At 56.7% G+C, this 18,338-nt stretch carries 19 protein-coding genes; 3 read left to right on the top strand and 16 right to left on the bottom strand.

What is annotated here, in order from left to right:
* Positions 1-38: 38 nt before the first annotated feature.
* The 3 genes from P8S53_RS19600 to P8S53_RS19590 all read right to left on the bottom strand — a co-directional run bounded on the left by P8S53_RS19600 (position 39) and on the right by P8S53_RS19590 (position 3,169).
* Entirely contained in the window at positions 39-1,019 is a 981-nt protein-coding gene (locus P8S53_RS19600; RefSeq protein WP_277806989.1) for a tripartite tricarboxylate transporter substrate binding protein, read from the bottom strand.
* 12 nt (positions 1,020-1,031) lie between these two features.
* Positions 1,032-2,063: a glutamate cyclase domain-containing protein gene (locus tag P8S53_RS19595; RefSeq protein WP_277806988.1), complete on the bottom strand. Its 1,032-nt coding sequence runs from the start codon at positions 2,061-2,063 to the stop codon at positions 1,032-1,034.
* Positions 2,064-2,128: 65 nt separating this feature from the next.
* On the bottom strand, positions 2,129-3,169 hold the full coding sequence (locus tag P8S53_RS19590; RefSeq protein WP_277806987.1) for a glutamate cyclase domain-containing protein: 1,041 nt from the start codon (positions 3,167-3,169) through the stop codon (positions 2,129-2,131).
* A 181-nt stretch (positions 3,170-3,350) separates the two neighbouring features.
* Between P8S53_RS19590 and P8S53_RS19585 the strand changes: the two genes are divergently transcribed.
* On the top strand, positions 3,351-4,319 hold the full coding sequence (locus P8S53_RS19585; RefSeq protein ID WP_277806986.1) for a LysR family transcriptional regulator: 969 nt from the start codon (positions 3,351-3,353) through the stop codon (positions 4,317-4,319).
* Positions 4,320-4,771: 452 nt separating this feature from the next.
* Positions 4,772-5,410 (top strand): FMN-binding negative transcriptional regulator, encoded by a 639-nt coding sequence (locus P8S53_RS19580; RefSeq protein ID WP_277806985.1) that lies wholly within the window; start codon positions 4,772-4,774, stop codon positions 5,408-5,410.
* 242 nt (positions 5,411-5,652) lie between these two features.
* Here the strand turns inward: P8S53_RS19580 and P8S53_RS19575 are convergent, their stop codons facing one another.
* From P8S53_RS19575 to P8S53_RS19550, 6 genes are all read right to left on the bottom strand, one after another.
* On the bottom strand, positions 5,653-6,111 hold the full coding sequence (locus P8S53_RS19575) for a DUF3237 domain-containing protein (RefSeq protein ID WP_277806984.1): 459 nt from the start codon (positions 6,109-6,111) through the stop codon (positions 5,653-5,655).
* Positions 6,112-6,136: 25 nt separating this feature from the next.
* Positions 6,137-7,639, bottom strand: a complete 1,503-nt coding sequence (locus P8S53_RS19570; RefSeq protein ID WP_277806983.1) for a tripartite tricarboxylate transporter permease — start codon at positions 7,637-7,639, stop codon at positions 6,137-6,139.
* Between the two features lie 9 nt (positions 7,640-7,648).
* The gene (locus P8S53_RS19565; protein WP_277806982.1) at positions 7,649-8,101 is read right to left on the bottom strand and encodes a tripartite tricarboxylate transporter TctB family protein; all 453 of its coding nucleotides are present in this window, start codon (positions 8,099-8,101) and stop codon (positions 7,649-7,651) included.
* Between the two features lie 40 nt (positions 8,102-8,141).
* Entirely contained in the window at positions 8,142-8,552 is a 411-nt protein-coding gene (locus P8S53_RS19560; protein WP_277806981.1) for a hypothetical protein, read from the bottom strand.
* Positions 8,549-9,391, bottom strand: a complete 843-nt coding sequence (locus tag P8S53_RS19555) for an MBL fold metallo-hydrolase (RefSeq protein ID WP_277806980.1) — start codon at positions 9,389-9,391, stop codon at positions 8,549-8,551. Before P8S53_RS19555 ends, P8S53_RS19560 begins: the two co-directional genes overlap by 4 nt.
* Before the next feature lie 111 nt (positions 9,392-9,502).
* On the bottom strand, positions 9,503-10,417 hold the full coding sequence (locus tag P8S53_RS19550; RefSeq protein WP_277806979.1) for a tripartite tricarboxylate transporter substrate binding protein: 915 nt from the start codon (positions 10,415-10,417) through the stop codon (positions 9,503-9,505).
* 267 nt (positions 10,418-10,684) lie between these two features.
* Here P8S53_RS19550 and P8S53_RS19545 point away from each other — a divergent pair, with 267 nt between their 5' ends.
* Positions 10,685-11,542, top strand: a complete 858-nt coding sequence (locus P8S53_RS19545) for a LysR family transcriptional regulator (protein ID WP_373418547.1) — start codon at positions 10,685-10,687, stop codon at positions 11,540-11,542.
* Positions 11,543-11,650: 108 nt separating this feature from the next.
* On the opposite strand, the gene P8S53_RS19540 is transcribed toward P8S53_RS19545, so the two are convergent.
* The 7 genes from P8S53_RS19540 to P8S53_RS19510 form a co-directional block, all read right to left on the bottom strand.
* On the bottom strand, positions 11,651-12,646 hold the full coding sequence (locus P8S53_RS19540) for a Gfo/Idh/MocA family protein (RefSeq protein WP_277806977.1): 996 nt from the start codon (positions 12,644-12,646) through the stop codon (positions 11,651-11,653).
* Positions 12,643-13,530, bottom strand: a complete 888-nt coding sequence (locus tag P8S53_RS19535) for a sugar phosphate isomerase/epimerase (RefSeq protein WP_277806976.1) — start codon at positions 13,528-13,530, stop codon at positions 12,643-12,645. The genes P8S53_RS19540 and P8S53_RS19535 overlap by 4 nt, the downstream gene beginning before the upstream one ends.
* Before the next feature lie 17 nt (positions 13,531-13,547).
* Positions 13,548-14,381 carry a carbohydrate ABC transporter permease gene (locus P8S53_RS19530; protein ID WP_277806975.1) on the bottom strand — a complete coding sequence of 278 codons (834 nt, stop codon included), beginning with the start codon at positions 14,379-14,381 and terminating at the stop codon, positions 13,548-13,550.
* Positions 14,381-15,292 carry a carbohydrate ABC transporter permease gene (locus tag P8S53_RS19525; protein ID WP_277806974.1) on the bottom strand — a complete coding sequence of 304 codons (912 nt, stop codon included), beginning with the start codon at positions 15,290-15,292 and terminating at the stop codon, positions 14,381-14,383. Before P8S53_RS19525 ends, P8S53_RS19530 begins: the two co-directional genes overlap by 1 nt.
* 80 nt (positions 15,293-15,372) lie before the next feature.
* Positions 15,373-16,587, bottom strand: coding sequence for a sugar ABC transporter substrate-binding protein (locus P8S53_RS19520; protein WP_277806973.1), 1,215 nt, complete (start codon positions 16,585-16,587; stop codon positions 15,373-15,375).
* A gap of 27 nt (positions 16,588-16,614) precedes the next feature.
* Entirely contained in the window at positions 16,615-17,526 is a 912-nt protein-coding gene (locus P8S53_RS19515) for an alpha/beta hydrolase (protein ID WP_277806972.1), read from the bottom strand.
* Complete coding sequence (locus P8S53_RS19510; RefSeq protein ID WP_277806971.1) at positions 17,523-18,221, bottom strand: GntR family transcriptional regulator; 699 nt, start codon at positions 18,219-18,221, stop codon at positions 17,523-17,525. The genes P8S53_RS19515 and P8S53_RS19510 overlap by 4 nt, the downstream gene beginning before the upstream one ends.
* Between the last annotated feature and the right edge of the window lie 117 nt (positions 18,222-18,338).

The raw sequence follows: 18,338 nt of genomic DNA, 5'->3' as shown, positions 1-18,338 counted from the left end.
GGGTAACCGGTCCCGAATTTCTTCGAGACCGGCTTCCTTTATTCAAGGTTGATATCTAGGCGTTTGATAAGATCGGTGTATAACGCCTCTTCCTCGCGGAAGATTGCCGCGGTTTCTTCTGGTGTGTTGGCCGCGACAACCGCGCCCATGCTGGAGAAACGCTCAATCACCTCTGGCTCTTCAAGAATACCTGCAATTTCTTCGTACAGCATATTCAGAATGTCGTCAGGCGTACCTGCCGGAGCAATTACTGCAGCCCACGAACCGGCAGAAAACTCGGCCAAGCCATGATCTGCCCCGGCTTCCGCGATTGTAGGGACGTCAGGCCACCGGTTCATACGCTCGCTTCCCGCAGCAGCAAGCAGGTTCAGCTGTTCGTCATCAATCAATCCGCCCGCAGAAGGAACAGTATCGAAGCCAAGATGCACAACGCCTGCGATGATATCCGGGTGGGACGCGCCGCTACCGCTATAGGGGATATGGATCATATCAAGCCCGGCGGCTTCAGTGAACCAAGCCCCGAAAAGATGCGTGTTGCTGCCCTGACCGGCGCTTTTATAGGCAAGTTGCCCCGGCCTTTCGCGCGCATATTCCACAAATTCGGGAAGCGTGTTCACCGGTAGGGTCGTTGTGGCGGTCAGAACCATTTCCGTTCGGGTCGTCAACGTGACAGGTGCAACATCTTCGATCGGGTCATAGGGCAGGTCTGACATCAGCCCGCGCTGCAAAACATGTGATGCGACCACCAGCCCCAGTGTATGGCCGTCGGGGTCGGCCTTGACGACAACATCCGTGCCCAGCACACCGTTCGCCCCAGGACGGTTCTCGACAATTACTGTCTGTCCAAGGCGTGGCGTCAGACGGTCGGCCAGAAGCCGTGCAGTAATGTCCCCTTGTCCCCCGGGGGCATACGGCACAATTAACCGGACTGTCTGGGTTGGGTAGTCTTGAGCAAAGGCCATCGAACCCATCAGTGTGATCGCAGCGATTCCGATACCGCCTAAAAGTTTCTTTGACATTCTTCTCTCCTGTTACTTCATTTTTCCATGGGAAAGGCCGCGATCCGGTGTCGCAATATTCAGTCGCACCAGATCTCGTAAAAGTTGAATGACCGCCATGGAGGATTCACCCTCTGTGCCATCAACGATAAATCGGGACGTGCAGTAGCGAAGCTCCCATCCGCCGGCGTGCAGACATGCTTCGAGTATTTTTCGTTCAGCTTCAGGTGTGTGCAAAAGGTCCTGGTTCCTAAGCATCACCGCGAGCATCGCGCAAAGACCATAGGCACCCCAGTTGGAAATCGACGCTGGAAGCAAAATGTCGGTTTTTGTCGCCGAGATCACGCCTTTACCATCTGGATACTGGCACTCACGACCGTAGGGATGGAAATCCTTCATGAACTCAAAGATACGACCAAAGCCGATCTCGTTGCCGTTATCCCCAATGCCGATTGTCAATAGCGAGCGCGTCATCGCTTCGTCAAAGATACCGCCCAGATCCACCGCCGGTTTGCGCATCCCTGTAGAACCATGAACGATACCGTCTTCATTGGCCCCAAGACGCTCGATTGAGATTACGGCCTTTGGGTTATACTGTTCGAAAACATTCCTGATCCACACATCCATTCCCTGACCATCCACAGGCGGGCTGAGAAGTGCTGCACCCATCTTCCGGGTCTTGGCCAATTCAAAATCGCGCACCATCAGACCGGCCGCATGACTTGATGCCACCACTGGCGGGGCGTGATTTTCTTCAACAAGATACACTGGCACGGCGTTTAGACCCCAGTATAAGGTTCGGGCCAACGCGGCCGCCCCCGGTGGGCCATCGCTTTCGCCATTGGGGCTTTCGGGTGCATAACCCGCACCAGTCACAATGAAAACGACGTCTCCCGGCCCGACATTGTCAATGAGGGCTTGCGCGGCTCTTGTTGTGATGGGGCGCCCGCCCCCCTCCTGCCGGGCGACGTCGTATATCTGGCCAATGACGTTGTGATTCATGGCGCGGTTACGCATTTCAACCGTCACCAGCCGGTCAATGTACTCTCCTGCAACATCAGGCATGCTCTGTCCTATTCTTGATGGGAGAAGGTGATCGCCCGCGACCACCCTGTCGAAAACCGCGGATATCAGGCGGATTTCATCTTTCCGTGAGAGAGGCCCCGATCCGGCGCCGCGATATTGAGCCGCACAAGATCGCGCAGCAATTGCACGATAGCCATCGAACTTTCACCCTCAGTGCCATCGACAATGAAGCGCGAGGTGCAGTAGCGCATCTCCCAGCCACCCGCATCAAGGCATGCTCTTAAGATGCGTTCCTCCAGTTGAGGTGTTTGCACCAGCTCTCGGTCCTGAAGCAGCACCCCGAGCATCGCCGCAATTCCATAGGCGCCCCAATTGGAAACAGATGCCGGTAGAAAGATGTCCGTCGGGGTGACTGTGATTGCACCGCCGGGTTTGTCTGTCTGTGTCTCGCGGCCATAGGGGTGGAAATCCTGCATAAAGCTGTGAATCCGCCCAAAACCGATTTCGTTGCCGTTATCGCCGATCCCGATTGACAGAACCCCCCGTTCTGCCGCCTTGTCAAATAGCGGTGACAGGTTGACACAATTGCCCGGCGCGACACCTGTTGAGTAATGCACGATGCCGCTTTCGTTTGGACCAAGGCGTTCAATCGCGATGATTGCTTTTGGCGCCATACGATCAAGAATATCATCGGCCCAGTCGGCGATATCCGACTGCGCCTCCGGTGCGGTGACAATGGCCCCCCCCATTCTGCGGGACTTGGCCAAACCATAATCTCTGATCATGACCCCTGCCGCATTGCTTGATGCCACCACCGGCGGCGCATGGCAAACCTCGCTGATATAGACCGGAACAGCTTTCAGACCCCAGTAAAGGGCGCGCGCGATCGATGCCGCACCCGGGGGACCATCACTCTCGCCATTGGGCACTTCAGGGGCGTATCCCGCACCAGTAACAATAAGAACAACATCCCCTTCACCGACGTGTTCGACAAGCGCCTGGGCCGCGCGTGCCGTGATTGGCCGACCCCCACCTTCACGCCTCGCCTCGTTGTAAATCTGAGAGATAATCCCGTGGTTCATGCCACGATTTCTCATCTCTACTGTAATAAGGCGATCAATATATTCCCCTGCAATATCAGACACAGGCACTTCCTCTTTCCTGAAACATTTTCTGCTGAGGGCAGCATGCAGAAGAAATCCATTGCAACAAAATCGAATTTTTCAATGCAAGCATGTGTTTTAGTTATACCCTACCCAGGTATTTGGTCGTTCAGTTGACATTTCTAAGAACATGCACAAAGCATTCTGCTTGAGGAGCACCGTGATGCAGGGATTGAACCATCGTCAGCTACAGGCATTTCGCGCCGTTATCATCAGCGGAAGCATGACAGGTGCGGGAAGAATTCTGAACGTATCCCAACCTGCGGTAAGTCGTTTGATTCAAGACTTTGAAGCCGAATTGAAACTGACGCTGTTTCATCGCCATGGTTCCCGCGTTACCGCCACCGAAGAGGCAATAAAGCTTTACAGAGATGTAGAAAGATATTTTTCCAACGTGCAGCGTATTCGCGAATCCGCCGCACATTTGCGGTCAAGCGAAGGTGGGCAGTTGCGAATTGCAGCGATGCCAACCTTATCTTCAGGCGCATTGCCCGAAGCAATCCGCCGATTTAAAATATCCCATCCGGATGTCGATTTCTTTGTGCATTCAGACACGTCCATGCATATCGTTGATTCGCTGAATCGTGATGAATTCGATCTTGGATTTGGCCGTGTGCCCCCTGAAAGAACAGATATTCGTCATTTAGAAATGCCTCAATCAGAGGCAGTTTGCTTAATTCCTTTGCGCCATCCATTGGCAAAAAATTGCATTATCTCTGTTCGCGATCTGAATGGAGAGCCTTTTGTGGCGCTTGGAACAAGCAGTCTGCTTAGATTGCAGGTAGAATCAGTGATGCAGCTTGCAGGTATCCGGGTTGGCCCAACTGTCCAGACCCTCTATTCAAACACGGTTGCCAGCTATGTTGCGCTGGGTTTGGGGCTTGCGGTAATTGATATGTTCTCGGTCTTGGGGGCCGATCGTAGTCAGTTTGTCATAAGACCGTTCACACCCACGATACATTTCGACTTCGCCGCCATATATCCGCGGGGCACGTCCTCTACCTTGGCGATCGCGTTCGCGCAGACGATGCGAGAAGTTGTATCTGACGAGATATCTGACATGGCCCAACTGATGCAAAAAGAGATGGTTGCAGGTGGTCATATGGGCAAGAACAGCCAACATCGCCTTTGATTTTGGTCGCGATGCGACAACATTACCAAACGCGCCGGGTTTGCCGGAGACCTATCGCCTCATTTCACCCAAGCATATCGCGCTGTATATGGAAGTCCCCGTCAGATTCCGCAGGTGGGATGTTTCCGATTGGGTCAAGTCGACTGTCGTTGAACCAGTCGACCCATCCAAGCGCAGCTGTTACAGGATTTACAGCTGATGAGAAAGTCGCGGCACGATATCGACGCCATTCCCGGGCCAAGAGAGGCTCCTTGCCGCGCGTGCAGGAACGGGGTAATTGCCCTTCTTCTTCGGGTCAGTTTATGGTGCGTGCTGGCTACGACCGCTATTTGCAAGCCCAAAGGCTTGGTGGGCGCATGAGGCGGGGGCAGCCCTTGTCATGTGGGCCATGGGGAAAAACTAATCCTGAGCGCGTGACGTGGGCGCAAACCAAACAAGAAACGGAGACACGCATGTATCTGCCCGACCATTTTCAAGAAGTCGACCCGACCGAGATCGAAGCGCTGATCACCGCCCATCCGCTGGCATGCATCGCCGCGCAGACGGAGGCGGGCCTGATTGCCAATCACATGCCTTTGCTGCGCGGCAAGGAGGGTGAATTGATCGGTCATGTGGCGCTGGCCAACGACATGCACCGGCTGATTGCCGACGGGCAGGAAATTCTGGCAATATTCCAGGGCGCAGACGGCTATATCTCGCCAAACTACTACCCAAGCAAGTCAGACCATCACCGCCATGTGCCGACGTGGAACTATCAGGTCGTCCATGTCCATGGCAAGATCACCTTCCACCACGACGTTCGGTCAAAACGTGCCGCTGTTGGCCTGCTGACCAGCCGCCACGAACGCCGCCTTCATGGAGACGCCGCCTGGAAAATGTCCGACGCTCCGGCGGACTACATCGGCGCCATGCTGGATGCGATTGTGGCCTTCCGCATCTGCGTTAGCCGGACCGTCGCCAAGTCGAAACTCAGCCAGAACCGTGACCCGCGCGATCATCGCGGCGCTGCCGACGGCTTGCGGGCCGCCGGGAACGCTGATTTGGCAGATAAAATGGTGCAACCGGATCCCAAATCCGCACAACCCATTTGACGGCACTTCAGAAACGGGTCGGGACCGCATGTTAGCCTGCTCTTTGCTAAAACAGGGCGCATGGTCTTCGGTTCTCAACATCCTCTCTGCAAAATGCCAGCAAACTCAGACCAGTAAACAACCCCAGATACTATGGAAAGTGCCGGAACCAGACCGGCCAACCGCGAATATATGAGTTTGCCTATGTTACCAGTGTAGTTTGGGCGCTTTTGAAGTTCTTGCATATAAAAGCGAAGCATTACCTAGCTAGGGGTCAGCATCCAGGCGTGAATTAGGACGGCGGATTTTTCGGGACGCAAGCTGTCCATTGTTCCAATCAAGCGCTTCCGGTTTAGCCAGTCCCATGGTCCGCAAGGTGCTGTGACACACAGATGCGACATCGCGTAGCGTCCTTCCAGCCAGTCATTGTCAACAATCACCCGGTTGCGAATGTTAAGGACATCTCCGGAATGGGTGCGCATTTCATATATGGCGTCCAGTTCCTTGACGCCATCCGAACGCAAGACCTGTCGGTCGGCACCACCCGGGACAATAATGCCCGCCAAGGCCTCATACCCTTCTGCACCCTGAAAATATCCGCCCAGAATGGGAACAATGAAGCGTTGGCCAACAGGCCCTGCGCCCAGTTCCTGACTGGGGCCGATATCCACACAGGCCGTCCACAGCCGGATGCACGCAGGGGCAACTGGGTCGGGGCGCATGAACGCATTCTTCATATTTCCGACCTTATGCTGCATCTTTGCGTTGGGCACGACGCGCCTTCAGCCAGGGCGACAGATAGGGCAGAATGATGCTCAAGCATGCAAGCAGCAATAGCAACGCTGAAATCGGCCTTGTGAAGAACGCCAGATGACCATCTTCTACATAGGTGATCCCGCGGCGCAAATTCAGCTCCAGCATCGGTCCAAGAATGAACGCCAGAATGAATGGCCCGACGGGAAGGCGTGTCTTGTCCATAAGCAGCCCGAACGCCGCAAACGATAGCAGCAAGACGTAATTGAAGGCTGTGCTGGAACCCACGAACACGCCCACGAACCCCAGAACAACAATCGTTGGATACAGATAGTGATAGGGGATTTTCAGGATTGCCGGAAACAAACGCATCCCGAAGAACTGAACAAACAACACTAACGTCGCCGCAATCAGCGCAGCAAGAAACAAGGTATAGACGATGCCGGGATTGTTGGTGAACAAAAGCGGTCCCGCCTGAATGCCATGGATCATCAAGCCACCCAAAAGAATGGCGGTGACCCCATCACCCGGAATACCCAAGGCGACCATCGGGATAAGTGACCCACCAACTGATGCGTTGTTCGACGTCTCCGAGGCAAAAACCCCATCCACACACCCCTTGCCGAATTTTTCCGGATGCCGTGATGATGACTTTGCCTGCGCATAGGCCACCAGGTTCGACAAAGCCGCACCCATTCCCGGCAAGAAGCCAATCCAGAGTCCAATCATAAATGACCGGATAATATTCCAGCTGTTGTCCACATACTCTCTGAAACTGACGCCGAAGCCGCGGATCGTCGATATGTCCACATCCGGCATCGGTTGCGGGCCCTTTGCGTGGTCGCTGACGATCTGCTTCAGTGCAAAAAGCCCAAGCATAAGCGCAATCAGATCAATGCCGCTGCCCAGATAAATCAGGTCAAAGGTAAACCGGGGATAGCCGTCAATCGGTGCAAACCCGACCGTGCTGAGCAACAACCCCAGACCCGCCGCCGCCATGCCCTGAAATATATTACCCCGTGACAAGGCCGCAACCAGCGCAATAGCGCAAAACCCCAGCGAAAAATACTCCCACGGCCCCATTTTCAATGCCATGCGGGCCATGACCGGGCTAAGAAGCATGGCAATAATGATTGACAGCGCCGTGCCCAGAAATGACGCGGTTATTGCGGCACCCAATGCCTTGACTGCTTCGCCATTGCGCGTCATCGGATAGCCGTCAAATGTCGTTGCAATCGCCGATGGCGAACCCGGTATGCCCAGCAAGATGGACCCGATCATACCCCCGGAAACACCACCAATCCAGATGGCCACAAGCATGGCCATCCCCAGATGAGGGGCCATGCCAAATGTAACCGGCAGCATAAGCGCCACACCCAGCCCGCCTGACAAACCGGGAATGGCCCCCAGAATAATTCCCAGGACCACGGCAACCAATATGATGGCCAGTGTAGCAGGCTCCAGCAAAAGCAATAGAGTTTCAAGGATCACAGTCATCAGCCCACCTTAGAAATAAAGCCCGCGCGGCAGATAGGCATTCAGCCCAACCGCAAATACCATGTGAACGGCACCCGTCATCAGAATGACGAAGATCAGACCACGCCAGAAATGGCGCCGTTGTGGTCCGGCGATGACATGATAAAACGCGTAACCCATGACCAGCGTTGCCACATAAAACCCCGCCAGCCACAGCGCCATCGCATATGCGCCAAGCAGTGCCGCCATCGTCAGGCCACGGGTCAGGACATCTTTGGGAATATGCAATTTCTGCGCATCGGGATTGCGGGTCAGGATCATGCCAATCCCGCAAATGACCAGAATACCGCACGCCAGTATTGGAAACAGTTTCGGCCCGGGATCATCATTGAAGGTCCGGACACTGATCTGCATGGCATTCAAGATTCCTGCACTGCCCAGCAAAACCAGTCCCACGCCCAAAAGCCTGTCAGTCGTAAACATTCCCCATCCCCCTGATTGCCTGCATACCGCGCATGCGGGTTTATCTGACAGAAAGATCAAGATGCACTGCCAGTTGCCCGGTATGATCATCAAGACCTGCGATCAAGGCTTGTGATGCGGCCAGATCATGCGGCGTAAACTGACTATTGGTTGCTTTCAATCGCTCAAATGTTCTGGGATCATCGGTCAGACGTGCATTAGCTGCATTTACCGCTTGCGCGATTTCGGGGCCAATGCCTGGCGGCCCCCAAACCACAAGCGGGAAGGCCCAGTTCAGGTCAACGCCTTCTTCGACACAAGGGCGGAATTCGGGGTATTCTGGGTCAGCGTCCATATCCGGCATCAAGTGCATTTCAATCAGGCTGTTCGCGCGCAGGTCTTGCGCCGGTTTCATCCGGGCAGACTGGTCCAGCGTAAAATCCGGACGTTGCTGGACAGGGTCAGGCGTCATGCTTCCTGGTCCATGATTTTGCGGATCATTGCTATGCGACCGTCAATCAGGCGTGGCCATATTTCAGGATCAACAAACGGGTTATGATCCGGACTGATTTCGGCGACACGATCCATCATCCCGACCTGTGCCGGATGTGACCCCAAAGTGATCCCCACCGGCATTTCACGCAGGGCCAACATGGAATTCAGGTAATCCTGCCGCCAAGCGACTGGCAGATCATGTTCGGCCAACCATTCATCGGTTAGTGTGATCACGCCCACGCCGCCATGCAGGCCACACAATACTGACTGCCCATCATTATCGGTTGTATCAAAGAAGAAACTGGTGGTGCCCGGTGTGTGCCCCGGTGTCAGCATTGTGCGGACCTGCCGGTCACCCAATTCAACCGGCGTGGCGTCGTCATAGAAGGCATCCGGCGTAAACACGCCGAAGGGGCGACCCGAATTCAGTAGCTGGTCAGGGCGCTCTTGAAGAAAAGTCCAATCTTCGCGGCTCATCATAACTTTGGCACCAGTCGCTTCCACAAGCGGACGCACACCGCCAAGATGGTCGTAATGCATATGCGACACCAGAATAAGTTTCAGCTGTCCGGGATCAAAGCCAAGCTTTCTGATGCTTTCAAAAACCAGATAGACCTGCGGCTGCATTGTCGTATCAATCAGCATCAAACCTGCGCTGCTTTCCAGCAGATAGGCCCCAACCCAGTTATTTCCGACATACCAGGTGCGCGGCGCCACCTGAAACGGATCGACCGCAACTTCCCAGGGACGATCACATCCCTGAACAAGGCATTCATGCGGGTCTGTTGGCAATGGTGGAAGCGCACGGATGTTCATTTGATTGGTCCTGTTTGGCAGAAATTATGGCTGCAAGCCGTTGTTTGTGTGGACCTTCCGGTCCACACAGTCGTTATGTTCAAAGTGAATGGATCAGCGGGGCGTGCTGTGTCAGTTCAACTCCAGAAGCGCAGTTACGTCCGCCACGATGCGGGATGTATTCTGAAGGCGCTCTCGGCTGTCTGTTTGTGGCAACCATTGAAGCGGCATGCCCATATTCTCAAAACGTTCGGACAGGCTATCATCCGCAAGGGCATGACCCACAGCAGCATTAATTCCAGCCAGCACCTCATCTGGCGTATCGGCAGGCGTCAGGATGAAGAAATCCAGGCCGTAAACCGCATTTTCATATCCCAGCTCAGCCAGGGACGGAATTTCTTGCACATTCGGGTCGCGGTCAGGATGCCCGGAAATGGTTGCAAGAACCCGAAGATCCCCATTCTCCACATATTGGCGCGTGCCCGGTGTGTTGATTAATGCCGCCGATATTTGTCCACCCTGCAACTGCACCAGCTTATCCGCATCCGGCCCGGCCTCGACCAGACGCAATGCAGCGCCGCTATCCTTTGCAAACAGACCCGCCATGAAATGCGTGGCACCGCGCATCTGGATCCCCAAAGACAATGAATTTGGCGCGTCCTTGCTTGCGGCGACCAGGTCTTCGACGCTTTGCCAGGGTGCGTCAGCATTGACAGCCAGAGCATAGCTGCCACCCACTGGCATCACGGCCGCCGTTTCAAAGGCTTCTGACGGATCATGCGCGTAGCCCCCTGTATGATAGGCGGACAGCAAACCGGTATGAAAGAACAAAACGGTCTGGCCATCTGGCGCCGCGCCGCGCACCTGCTCTGCCGCGACCGCCCCGCCCCCGCCCGGGGTATTGACAACAACGACCGATGCACCGGTTTCGTTCTGGAAATGCTCCGCCAGAATTCGTGCTGCGGCATCAGTGCCGCCCCCGGGGCTGGCGGGCACAATTAACTGAACGGTGCCTTCGGGCCAGACTTGCCCGGCCATGAGTGGCATCGCACCCCCCATCCAAAAGGGTACGGTTGCGCATAATGTTATCATTATACCACGCCCGCCCTCTGTCGTTTTCGCTGAATGTAAATCGCGCATTTAGACTCCCTCCCATTTCTCCTCGACTTGCAGGCTAGCGCAGAGTATCCATAATTCAGAAATAAAAAACACCCATCAAGCATAGGCGTTGCTTATACCTTGTCTTTGACCGCGCAAATATTGCTTAACCGCCTGACTTCGCGGACACGCCTGCGACATATGCAAGCCTTGGTCATGCTCGATGACTTGGGTTCTATCAGCAAAGCTGCACAGGCAATGGGCATTTCCCAACCCGCTATGTCCCAATTGGTCGCCGAGCTGGAAGCCCTGCTGGAGACTAAATTATACCTGCGCCACGCCCGCGGTGTGGTTCCCACCCCTGCTGCAATTGGCCTGCTGCCTGTCGCGCGCAGGATACTGACCGCCACCGAGGAGGCCGCGACGCGGATCGCATCTCAGCAGGCTCAGGATGGCGGCCTTGTAAGGCTCGCGGCAACAGTAGCTGGGTCCGGGGCACTTCTGCATTCCATCTTACCCCAGTTTTCAGTCGATTACCCCAATGTAAAGGTTACGGTCGAACGTGTCGTGGGGCAGTCATTGGATCAAGCGTTTTCGATGGATGAATTTGATCTTATCTGCTGTCGCGCGCGCGAAGTTGTTCCGGAAGGATGGCAGTTCGCCGAATGCCTGGACGACGCGCTTGTAACAGTTGCCGGCCGAACGCATCCATTGGCAAGCAAACAGGGGCTGGACATCGAAGAACTTCGCCATGAAACGTGGCTCAGCAATCAACCTGTTACGATTGCCCGTCATGGTTTCGACGATTTGCTTTTACGCCGGGGGTGGTTGGACACCAAGCAGGTGCCGATCATGTCGCGCATTCCACTTCTGACATGTGCCATGTTGGAAACTGGTCGCATGCTATGCCTTGTCCCGCGTAGCGCGATGCAGCCTTGGTTAAATTCTGGTGAGTTGGTGGAATTGCCCGTAGATATGGGTATGCCGTTGCCAGCTATCGGGTATTATCGCAAATTGAACCATACAGGTTCTGCCACGCGCGCACTTGCGCGTAGGCTACGCAGTGTTTCATGACATTCGGAAACGCCGGTGGCCTTGTCGCCCAGTCCTTGCGCTATCTGACAGGTGGCAAATATACTGAAAGCTTGCAACAAAGGTAGCCTACTGCTGATACCGTGAGGCTCAGGCGTTTATCCTTGCAATCATGCTCTCCAGCCGCTCCATGGCGCGCGCACCATCGGCAATGTCGGGGATGTCCCGCATCTCGCCCCGGAAAGCCGCGCCCACATCGGCCAGAAGGGCACCATAGCCCTTGTGATCCTCGTTCGCGGCCGCAGTAAAATTCGGCGTCCAGCTTAGCGTATCACAGGCCGGGTCCAGCGTGGCACCGGGATCATCTGCCTTGAACGGCGGGTCACGATACAGCGCAACATTGATGATGTTATCCACATGCAGGCGGGCATGGTCGCCCATGATGCGGATCTCCTCCATCGGGGTGCCGCGCGATTGCACAGTCCCCATCACCACATTACCGATCACCCCGCCCGCAGTGGTGAAATTCAGGTGCAACAGCAGTTTTCCGGGTTGGGGGGATATGCTGCGCACCTGCATGTCACCAAAATCTTCACCTGCAAACCACGGGATCAGGTCCATGTAGTGGACACAATGATGCAGGAAAAACCCGGTGTAATCCGGTTCACCCGCGAAATAGGTCGGCGCGGTCATATAGGCACCGGTAATCCCCAGAACGCGGCCAAAGCCGCCATCCACCAGCACGTTCTTGGCAATGCGGTTGCCGGTGGAATAGCGCTTCATGAACCCCACGATCACGGGCTTGCCCGCCGATTGCGCAGCGCGTGCAATCTCGCGCGCGCCTGCGGAATCGGCGGCGGGGGGTTTTTCCATGAATACCGGCAGGCCCCGCGCCAGTGCGGCAAGGGCCGCCGCATGATGAAGGTCCGGCCCCACGGCCATGCCGATAGCATCCAGCCCCGGTGTGGCGATCAGATCGTGAAAATCCGAATGCAGCGCGGTGACACCGTATTCAGCGGCGGCTTGCGCCAGCGCGTCACCGTCACGGTCACACAGGGCGGCGATGCGGATGCCATTGCGGCCCATCTGCGGCAACAGCATCTGCCGCGCGTGACGGCCGCAGCCAATCCATCCGATGTTGATCATTGGTCCACCTCCGCCAGGGTCAGCGCGTTACGAATAACACCCAGACCAGCGCGCAGCTTGTCGGACTCGTCCTCTCGCGGGGCGCGCCAATGGGCAATCGGCAGGGCCACCCTGTCATCGGCGCGGCGGAACGGTTCCAGCGCGATCGGTCCGCCATACCCCACCTGATGCAGCGCGCGCATGACGGCAGGCCAGTCAATATGTCCTGTGCCCGCATGGCCACGGTGGTTTTCATTCGCCTGAAAATGCACGATCCGGTTGCCCGCAAGGCGGATCGCATCGGGGATCGAGCGTTCCTCCATATTCATGTGGAACGTGTCAAGCATGATGCCCAGCCCGGCATCGCTGACCGCATCCACCACCTCCACCGCTTGCCGCGTGGTAGATATGATGTCGGTTTCAAACCGGTTCAGCGGCTCCAACCCAAGGACCACGCCCGCAGCGCGTGCCACAGGGGCCACCCGTGCCAGCCCGTCAATGGTGCGCGCGGCGCGCGCTGCAATGTCATCATCGCTGCGTGGCATTGGCGGGCGGCCCGCAAAGACCATGGGTTCACCGTAAAGCGGCCCGCCGATAATCGTGGCACCCAGATCTGCCGCCACATCCACGGTCTGTTTCAGATAATCGATGCCGCCCTGACGGTTCGCCGCATCTTCTGACGCGATGCTGCGCTGTGGGTTCACGCGCGCAGCCAGCACAATGAACACCCCCGCATCTGCCGCCGCCGCCTTGACATCGGCCAGCGGCAGATTGTCTTCGGGTTCGGGCACCAGAAGTTCGATGAAATCGAAGCCAATTTCGGCGGCCTTTGCAAAGTAATGAAGGTCCTTGCCCGTGAACGGTCGGGTGAATTGCATTGAAATAATGCCAACGGGGTTTTTCACTGTATTTCCTTTTCTTATCAGCCTTTGACCGCGCCTTGCGTCAGCCCCGAGATCAGGCGTTTCTGGACCAGCAGGAACAGGATTGTCGCAGGCAGGGCACCGACAATGCCCCCCGAGGTCAACAGGCCCCATTGCACTTCGTATTCGCCAATCAAGGTCTGGACTGCGACAGTGATCGTGCGCACGTTCCGCCCCCCAAGGGTCAGCGCATAGAGGTATTCGTTCCATGATGTGATGAAGATATAAATGCCGGTGGCAATGATACCGGGCAGGCACAGCGGCAGGATGACACGCCGCAGCGCCTGCATTCTGGTGCAGCCATCCGTCATCGCGGCTTCGTCCAATGATCGAGGGATGCCGTTCATGTAGCTGACCATCATCCACACCGAAAACGGAATGGCCACAGTGGAATTCGCGATGATCAGCGCAAGATGCGTGTCCAGCAGCCCCAGAACCCGCATCAATATGAACAGCGGCAGGATCAGCAACACCAGCGGGAACATGTTGATCAGCAGGAACTGCACCATCAGGATGCGCTTGCCGCGAAAGTTGAACCGCGAGAACGCATAGGCCGCAGTCACCGACAGCGACAGCCCCACCGCCACCGTGCCAAGCGCAACGATCAGACTGTCCAGCATGTTGCCTGCAAAACCCACAGTCGCAAACAACCGGGTGTAGTTTTCAATCGTGGCGTTCCAGATTGACGGGCCTTCCGTGAACAAGGTTGATTCAGGACTGATCGAGGTGATGAGCATCCACAGATATGGCCCCAGCGTGAAGCTCAGGATCGCCAGCATGGGCAGATCGACTGTCAGGATTCGGCGCAGGGTTGATCGTTTGCCAAGTGCCATCACTGCACCGCCTTTGCTGTGCGCCGCAGATACAGCAACACAATCACCATCAGCATTAGTGTAAACAGGGTGGCGATGGCCGATCCATACCCGAAATCCAGATTGGTGCGCGCCTTGATGAAGGCATAAAGCGGCAGTGTATGCGTGGCATAACCCGGCCCGCCGCCTGTCATGACAAAAATCACGTCAAAACTGTTGGCCACCCAGATTGTGCGCAACAACACCGCAGTGACGATCACGCCGGAAATCCCCGGCAAGGTGATGTGCCAGAACTGCCGCCATGCACTTGCCCCGTCGATGCTTGCGGCCTCGTAGTAGCTGCCTGGAATGGACTGCAAACCGGCAAGGATCATCACCGCAAAGAACGGAAAGCCCTGCCATGTCAGCGTCAGAATGATGGCCGCAAGCGCTGTGTCGGGATTAGCGAGCCACGGGATTGCCCGCTGGATCAGCCCGACCCGCAACAAAAGCTCGTTTGCGATGCCGTAATTGCTGTCATAAATCCACACCCACATCAGCGCGATCACCACCGACGGCAACGCCCATGGAATGATGACCAGCGCCCGCGCGACAGGACGCCACGGGAATTGCTGGTTCAGCAAAAGCGCCGTGACCAGCCCAAGCAGAAGCTGCGCGGGAATGGTGGCCGCCATCCAGATGATGGTATGGCGCAGCGAAATCCAGAACACTTCATCATTCAGGGCCGCGCGGAAGTTTTTCAGCCCGACAAAGTTGAAGTCATTAGGGCGGAACAGCACATAATCATGCAGACTCATCCATACGGTCTGGACCATAGGAAAGAACACGATGGCTAGTGTAACCAGCACCGCAGGTGACAGCATCGCATAAGGCAACACGATCCGCGAAAGCGGGCGACGGTGCGGCGTGTCGGGGGCATCGGCCTGGGTCATTTGCACACTCTCTCTCGGGGAATCGGGCCGCTAGGGAATGACAGGGCACCAAGGCGGCACCCTGTCAGATCAGCAAAGGGTCAGTTTGCGAACAGATCGGATATTTGCGTGTTCATCTGTTCGGCCGTGATGTCGCCGATCAGAACCCGCTGCATCGCTGTGGCCCAGACCGTGTTCACGAAATCAGATGTTTCGGGCACGTTTGGCAGCAATTCTGCAAAGGGCAGTGAATCGACTGTGGCCTGCACAAAACGCTGCGGATGCAGTGACCAGCTTTCGGTGTCAGCCTTGACCACCGGCAATTGCCCGGTCGCTTCGTTGAACAGGGCATTGTTGCCTTCGGAGGACAGGAAGGAAATCCATTTCCACGCTGCATCCTTGTCTTCGGCACTGGACAGAATGGCAGTGCTTTCATCGCCAAATGCCGTCCAGCGACCGCCGCCACATTCCGGCACGACAGTGGCCGATACGTTGTCGCCCAATGCCTCGACCATGCCGTTGGCCGAACCGATATGGTGGATGGTCATCGCTGTGCGTCCGGCCTTGAACGTGCCGATGATTTCCTGAAACCCGTCATTCGGGGTCGAGGGCGGGAATACCCCGTCTTCGCGGAACAGATCAGCCACGAATTGCGTTCCCGCAATCCCGGCTTCTGATGTCAGGCCTTCGGTCAGGCTTACGCCTTCGCGGCCAAGGGTGAAACTGCCCCAGTGGTCATGCCCGCCACCGGCACCACGGAACCCGAAGCCGTAGACATTGATCTGGCCGTCACCATTGGTGTCACGGGTCAGCGCGCGCGCTACATCGCGGAATTCGTCACAGGTCTGCGGCACAGAAAGGCCCAGTTCCTCGAACATGTCGGGGCGGTAATACAGGTATAACACCACATACTGAACCGGCAGATAATAGGCCTGCCCATCTGCGGCGCGGGTCAGTTCCAGCAGGTTGTCCTGCAACCCGTCCTTGCCCTCCCATGCGTCGATCCGCTCGCCAATGGGTTCCAGTGCGCCCATTTCCACCAGACGGGGCTGGGCAAACATCTTGACCATTGCCGCATCAGGCGCGCTGCCACCGATGATCGCGGTATAAAGCTGGTCGTAATAGCTGTTCCACGGAATATTCTCGGCTTCTATCTTGATCCCGGGATTGGCTTCTTCGAACGCGGCGACCAGTTCATCCATCGGATTGTCGGCGTTGTCAAAATGGTACCAGAACCGCACCGTGCTGTCGGCATGGGCCAGCCCGGCGGTCAGTGCCAGAACCGAGGCGAACCCCAGTGTTTTCTTGAAAGTCATTGTCTTTCTCCCTTGTTGTCGCCCTTGTCAGGCGCTCCTCCCACGAAAAACCTTGCCTGCCCGCGCGAAAGCCTCGCGCGCCTCTGGCAGGACAAGGCCCATCTGCATGAAACCGTGAACAACCCCGTCAACCTTGTCGAACGGGTCATCCCGCCCAAGGGCGCGCAACCGCGCCACCAGATTTTCGCTGTCTGACAGCAGCGGGTCGAGGGTGGCGGCATTCAGGTACAATGGTGGCAGCGCGGCGATCGCTGGATCATCGGCCAGCAACGGCGCAATTTCGGGGTCGCTGCGCAGGTCTTGCGGTGCATACCAGTCCCAGTAGCGTTGCATCTTGGCCCGTGTCAGCCCCGGCCCGGCGGCATTGGCCACATAGGATGCGGTTTCAAAATCGGCACCATAGACACCGTAGAACAGCAACGCCTGCGCGGGCAGCGCGGCCCCTTCGGCAATCAGCCGCAGCATTGCACACAGCGCCAGATTCGCCCCTGCACTGTCGCCCGCAATGGACCAGCGCCGCGCCGGGTCACGGGCATGCCAGGCGTCAATCACGTCGTCCAGCCCGGCGGGCCAGGGGTGTTCGGGCGACTTGCGGTAATCAAAGGTCAGCACCGGGCAGCCACAGGCCACCGCCAAACGCCGCGCCGCGCCTTCATGCGTGATGGGCGAGCAGAAGGCCCAGCCACCGCCATGGACATGCAAGATCGCATCGCGTCCATTGTCATTGGCGGGAACGACCCAACGCGCAGGCAGACCACCAGCATGCATCACATTGCGTGCATCCGCCATTTCAGGCAGGTCTTCGTTCCAGCGCAGGTTCGCAAGCGCGGCCAGCGTCCGGCCCTGCTGTGGATCCAGTGTCGTCGGGTCTGCCAGTTCACGGTCTTCATGTGCCAGACGGGCCAGCACAGCGCGCATGGTGTCGGACGGGGCGTTCATGCGGGGGCGTCGCCGGTCAGGTCGGGACCAAAATCCACGATAGTTGCAATATGATGGGCCAGCAGATTGCGCAACTGCGCCACGTCACGCGCATCCAGCGCCGCAAGGATCGGCACATGTCGTTCTGCTGTTTCCTCCAACGCGCGGTTGGGCCGCGAATTCAGGATTTTGAACCGGTGGTTGTGGATCAGGCAGCGGGTCAGGATCGGCGCCACCAAAGGCAGATCGGCAGCATCAAACAGCCGTGTGTGAAAGGCCCGGTCATATACCGACAACAGATATTCATCGCCATCGCGCGCGGCATTGCGCATCGCATTCAGAAAATCACCCAAATCAGCACGCAAACGGTCATCAGCCCGCGCGACCACCCGATCCAGATGGTCGCATTCCACCGCGCGACGCAGGCCCAGAAGGGCGCGCGCGTCATCCGCATGGCAAGGGGCAACATGTGTGCCCCTGTTGGGCAGCCGCTTTACCAGCCCTTCTTCGTTCAACTGCATCAACGCTTCGCGCACTGTGCCCTGACTGCACTGAAACCGCTGGGCAAGATCAAGTTCGGTCAATGCCTGTTCCGGCGGCAGCACGCCCAGAACGATCTCTTTCTGAAGCGCGACAAACAGGACATGGCTGCGTCGGCTTGACTGCCGCGGAACCAGTTCCGTTACCGAAGGTGTGTTGAAACTTTCAACGGCCATACCTTCGCCGCTCCTTTGGTTTGTGTCTGCTTTGGGACTTGCTTTACATTATCAATAACGATAATCTATAAATTATCAATAATGCAAGTCCCTTTTTTGGAACCGCACGGGAGAGAT

The sequence above is a fragment of the Roseinatronobacter sp. S2 genome (genome assembly GCF_029581395.1).
Lineage (GTDB): Bacteria > Pseudomonadota > Alphaproteobacteria > Rhodobacterales > Rhodobacteraceae > Roseinatronobacter.
The sequence above is the reverse complement of the archived record's forward strand: the minus strand, read 5'-3'. Positions and strand labels throughout refer to the sequence as shown.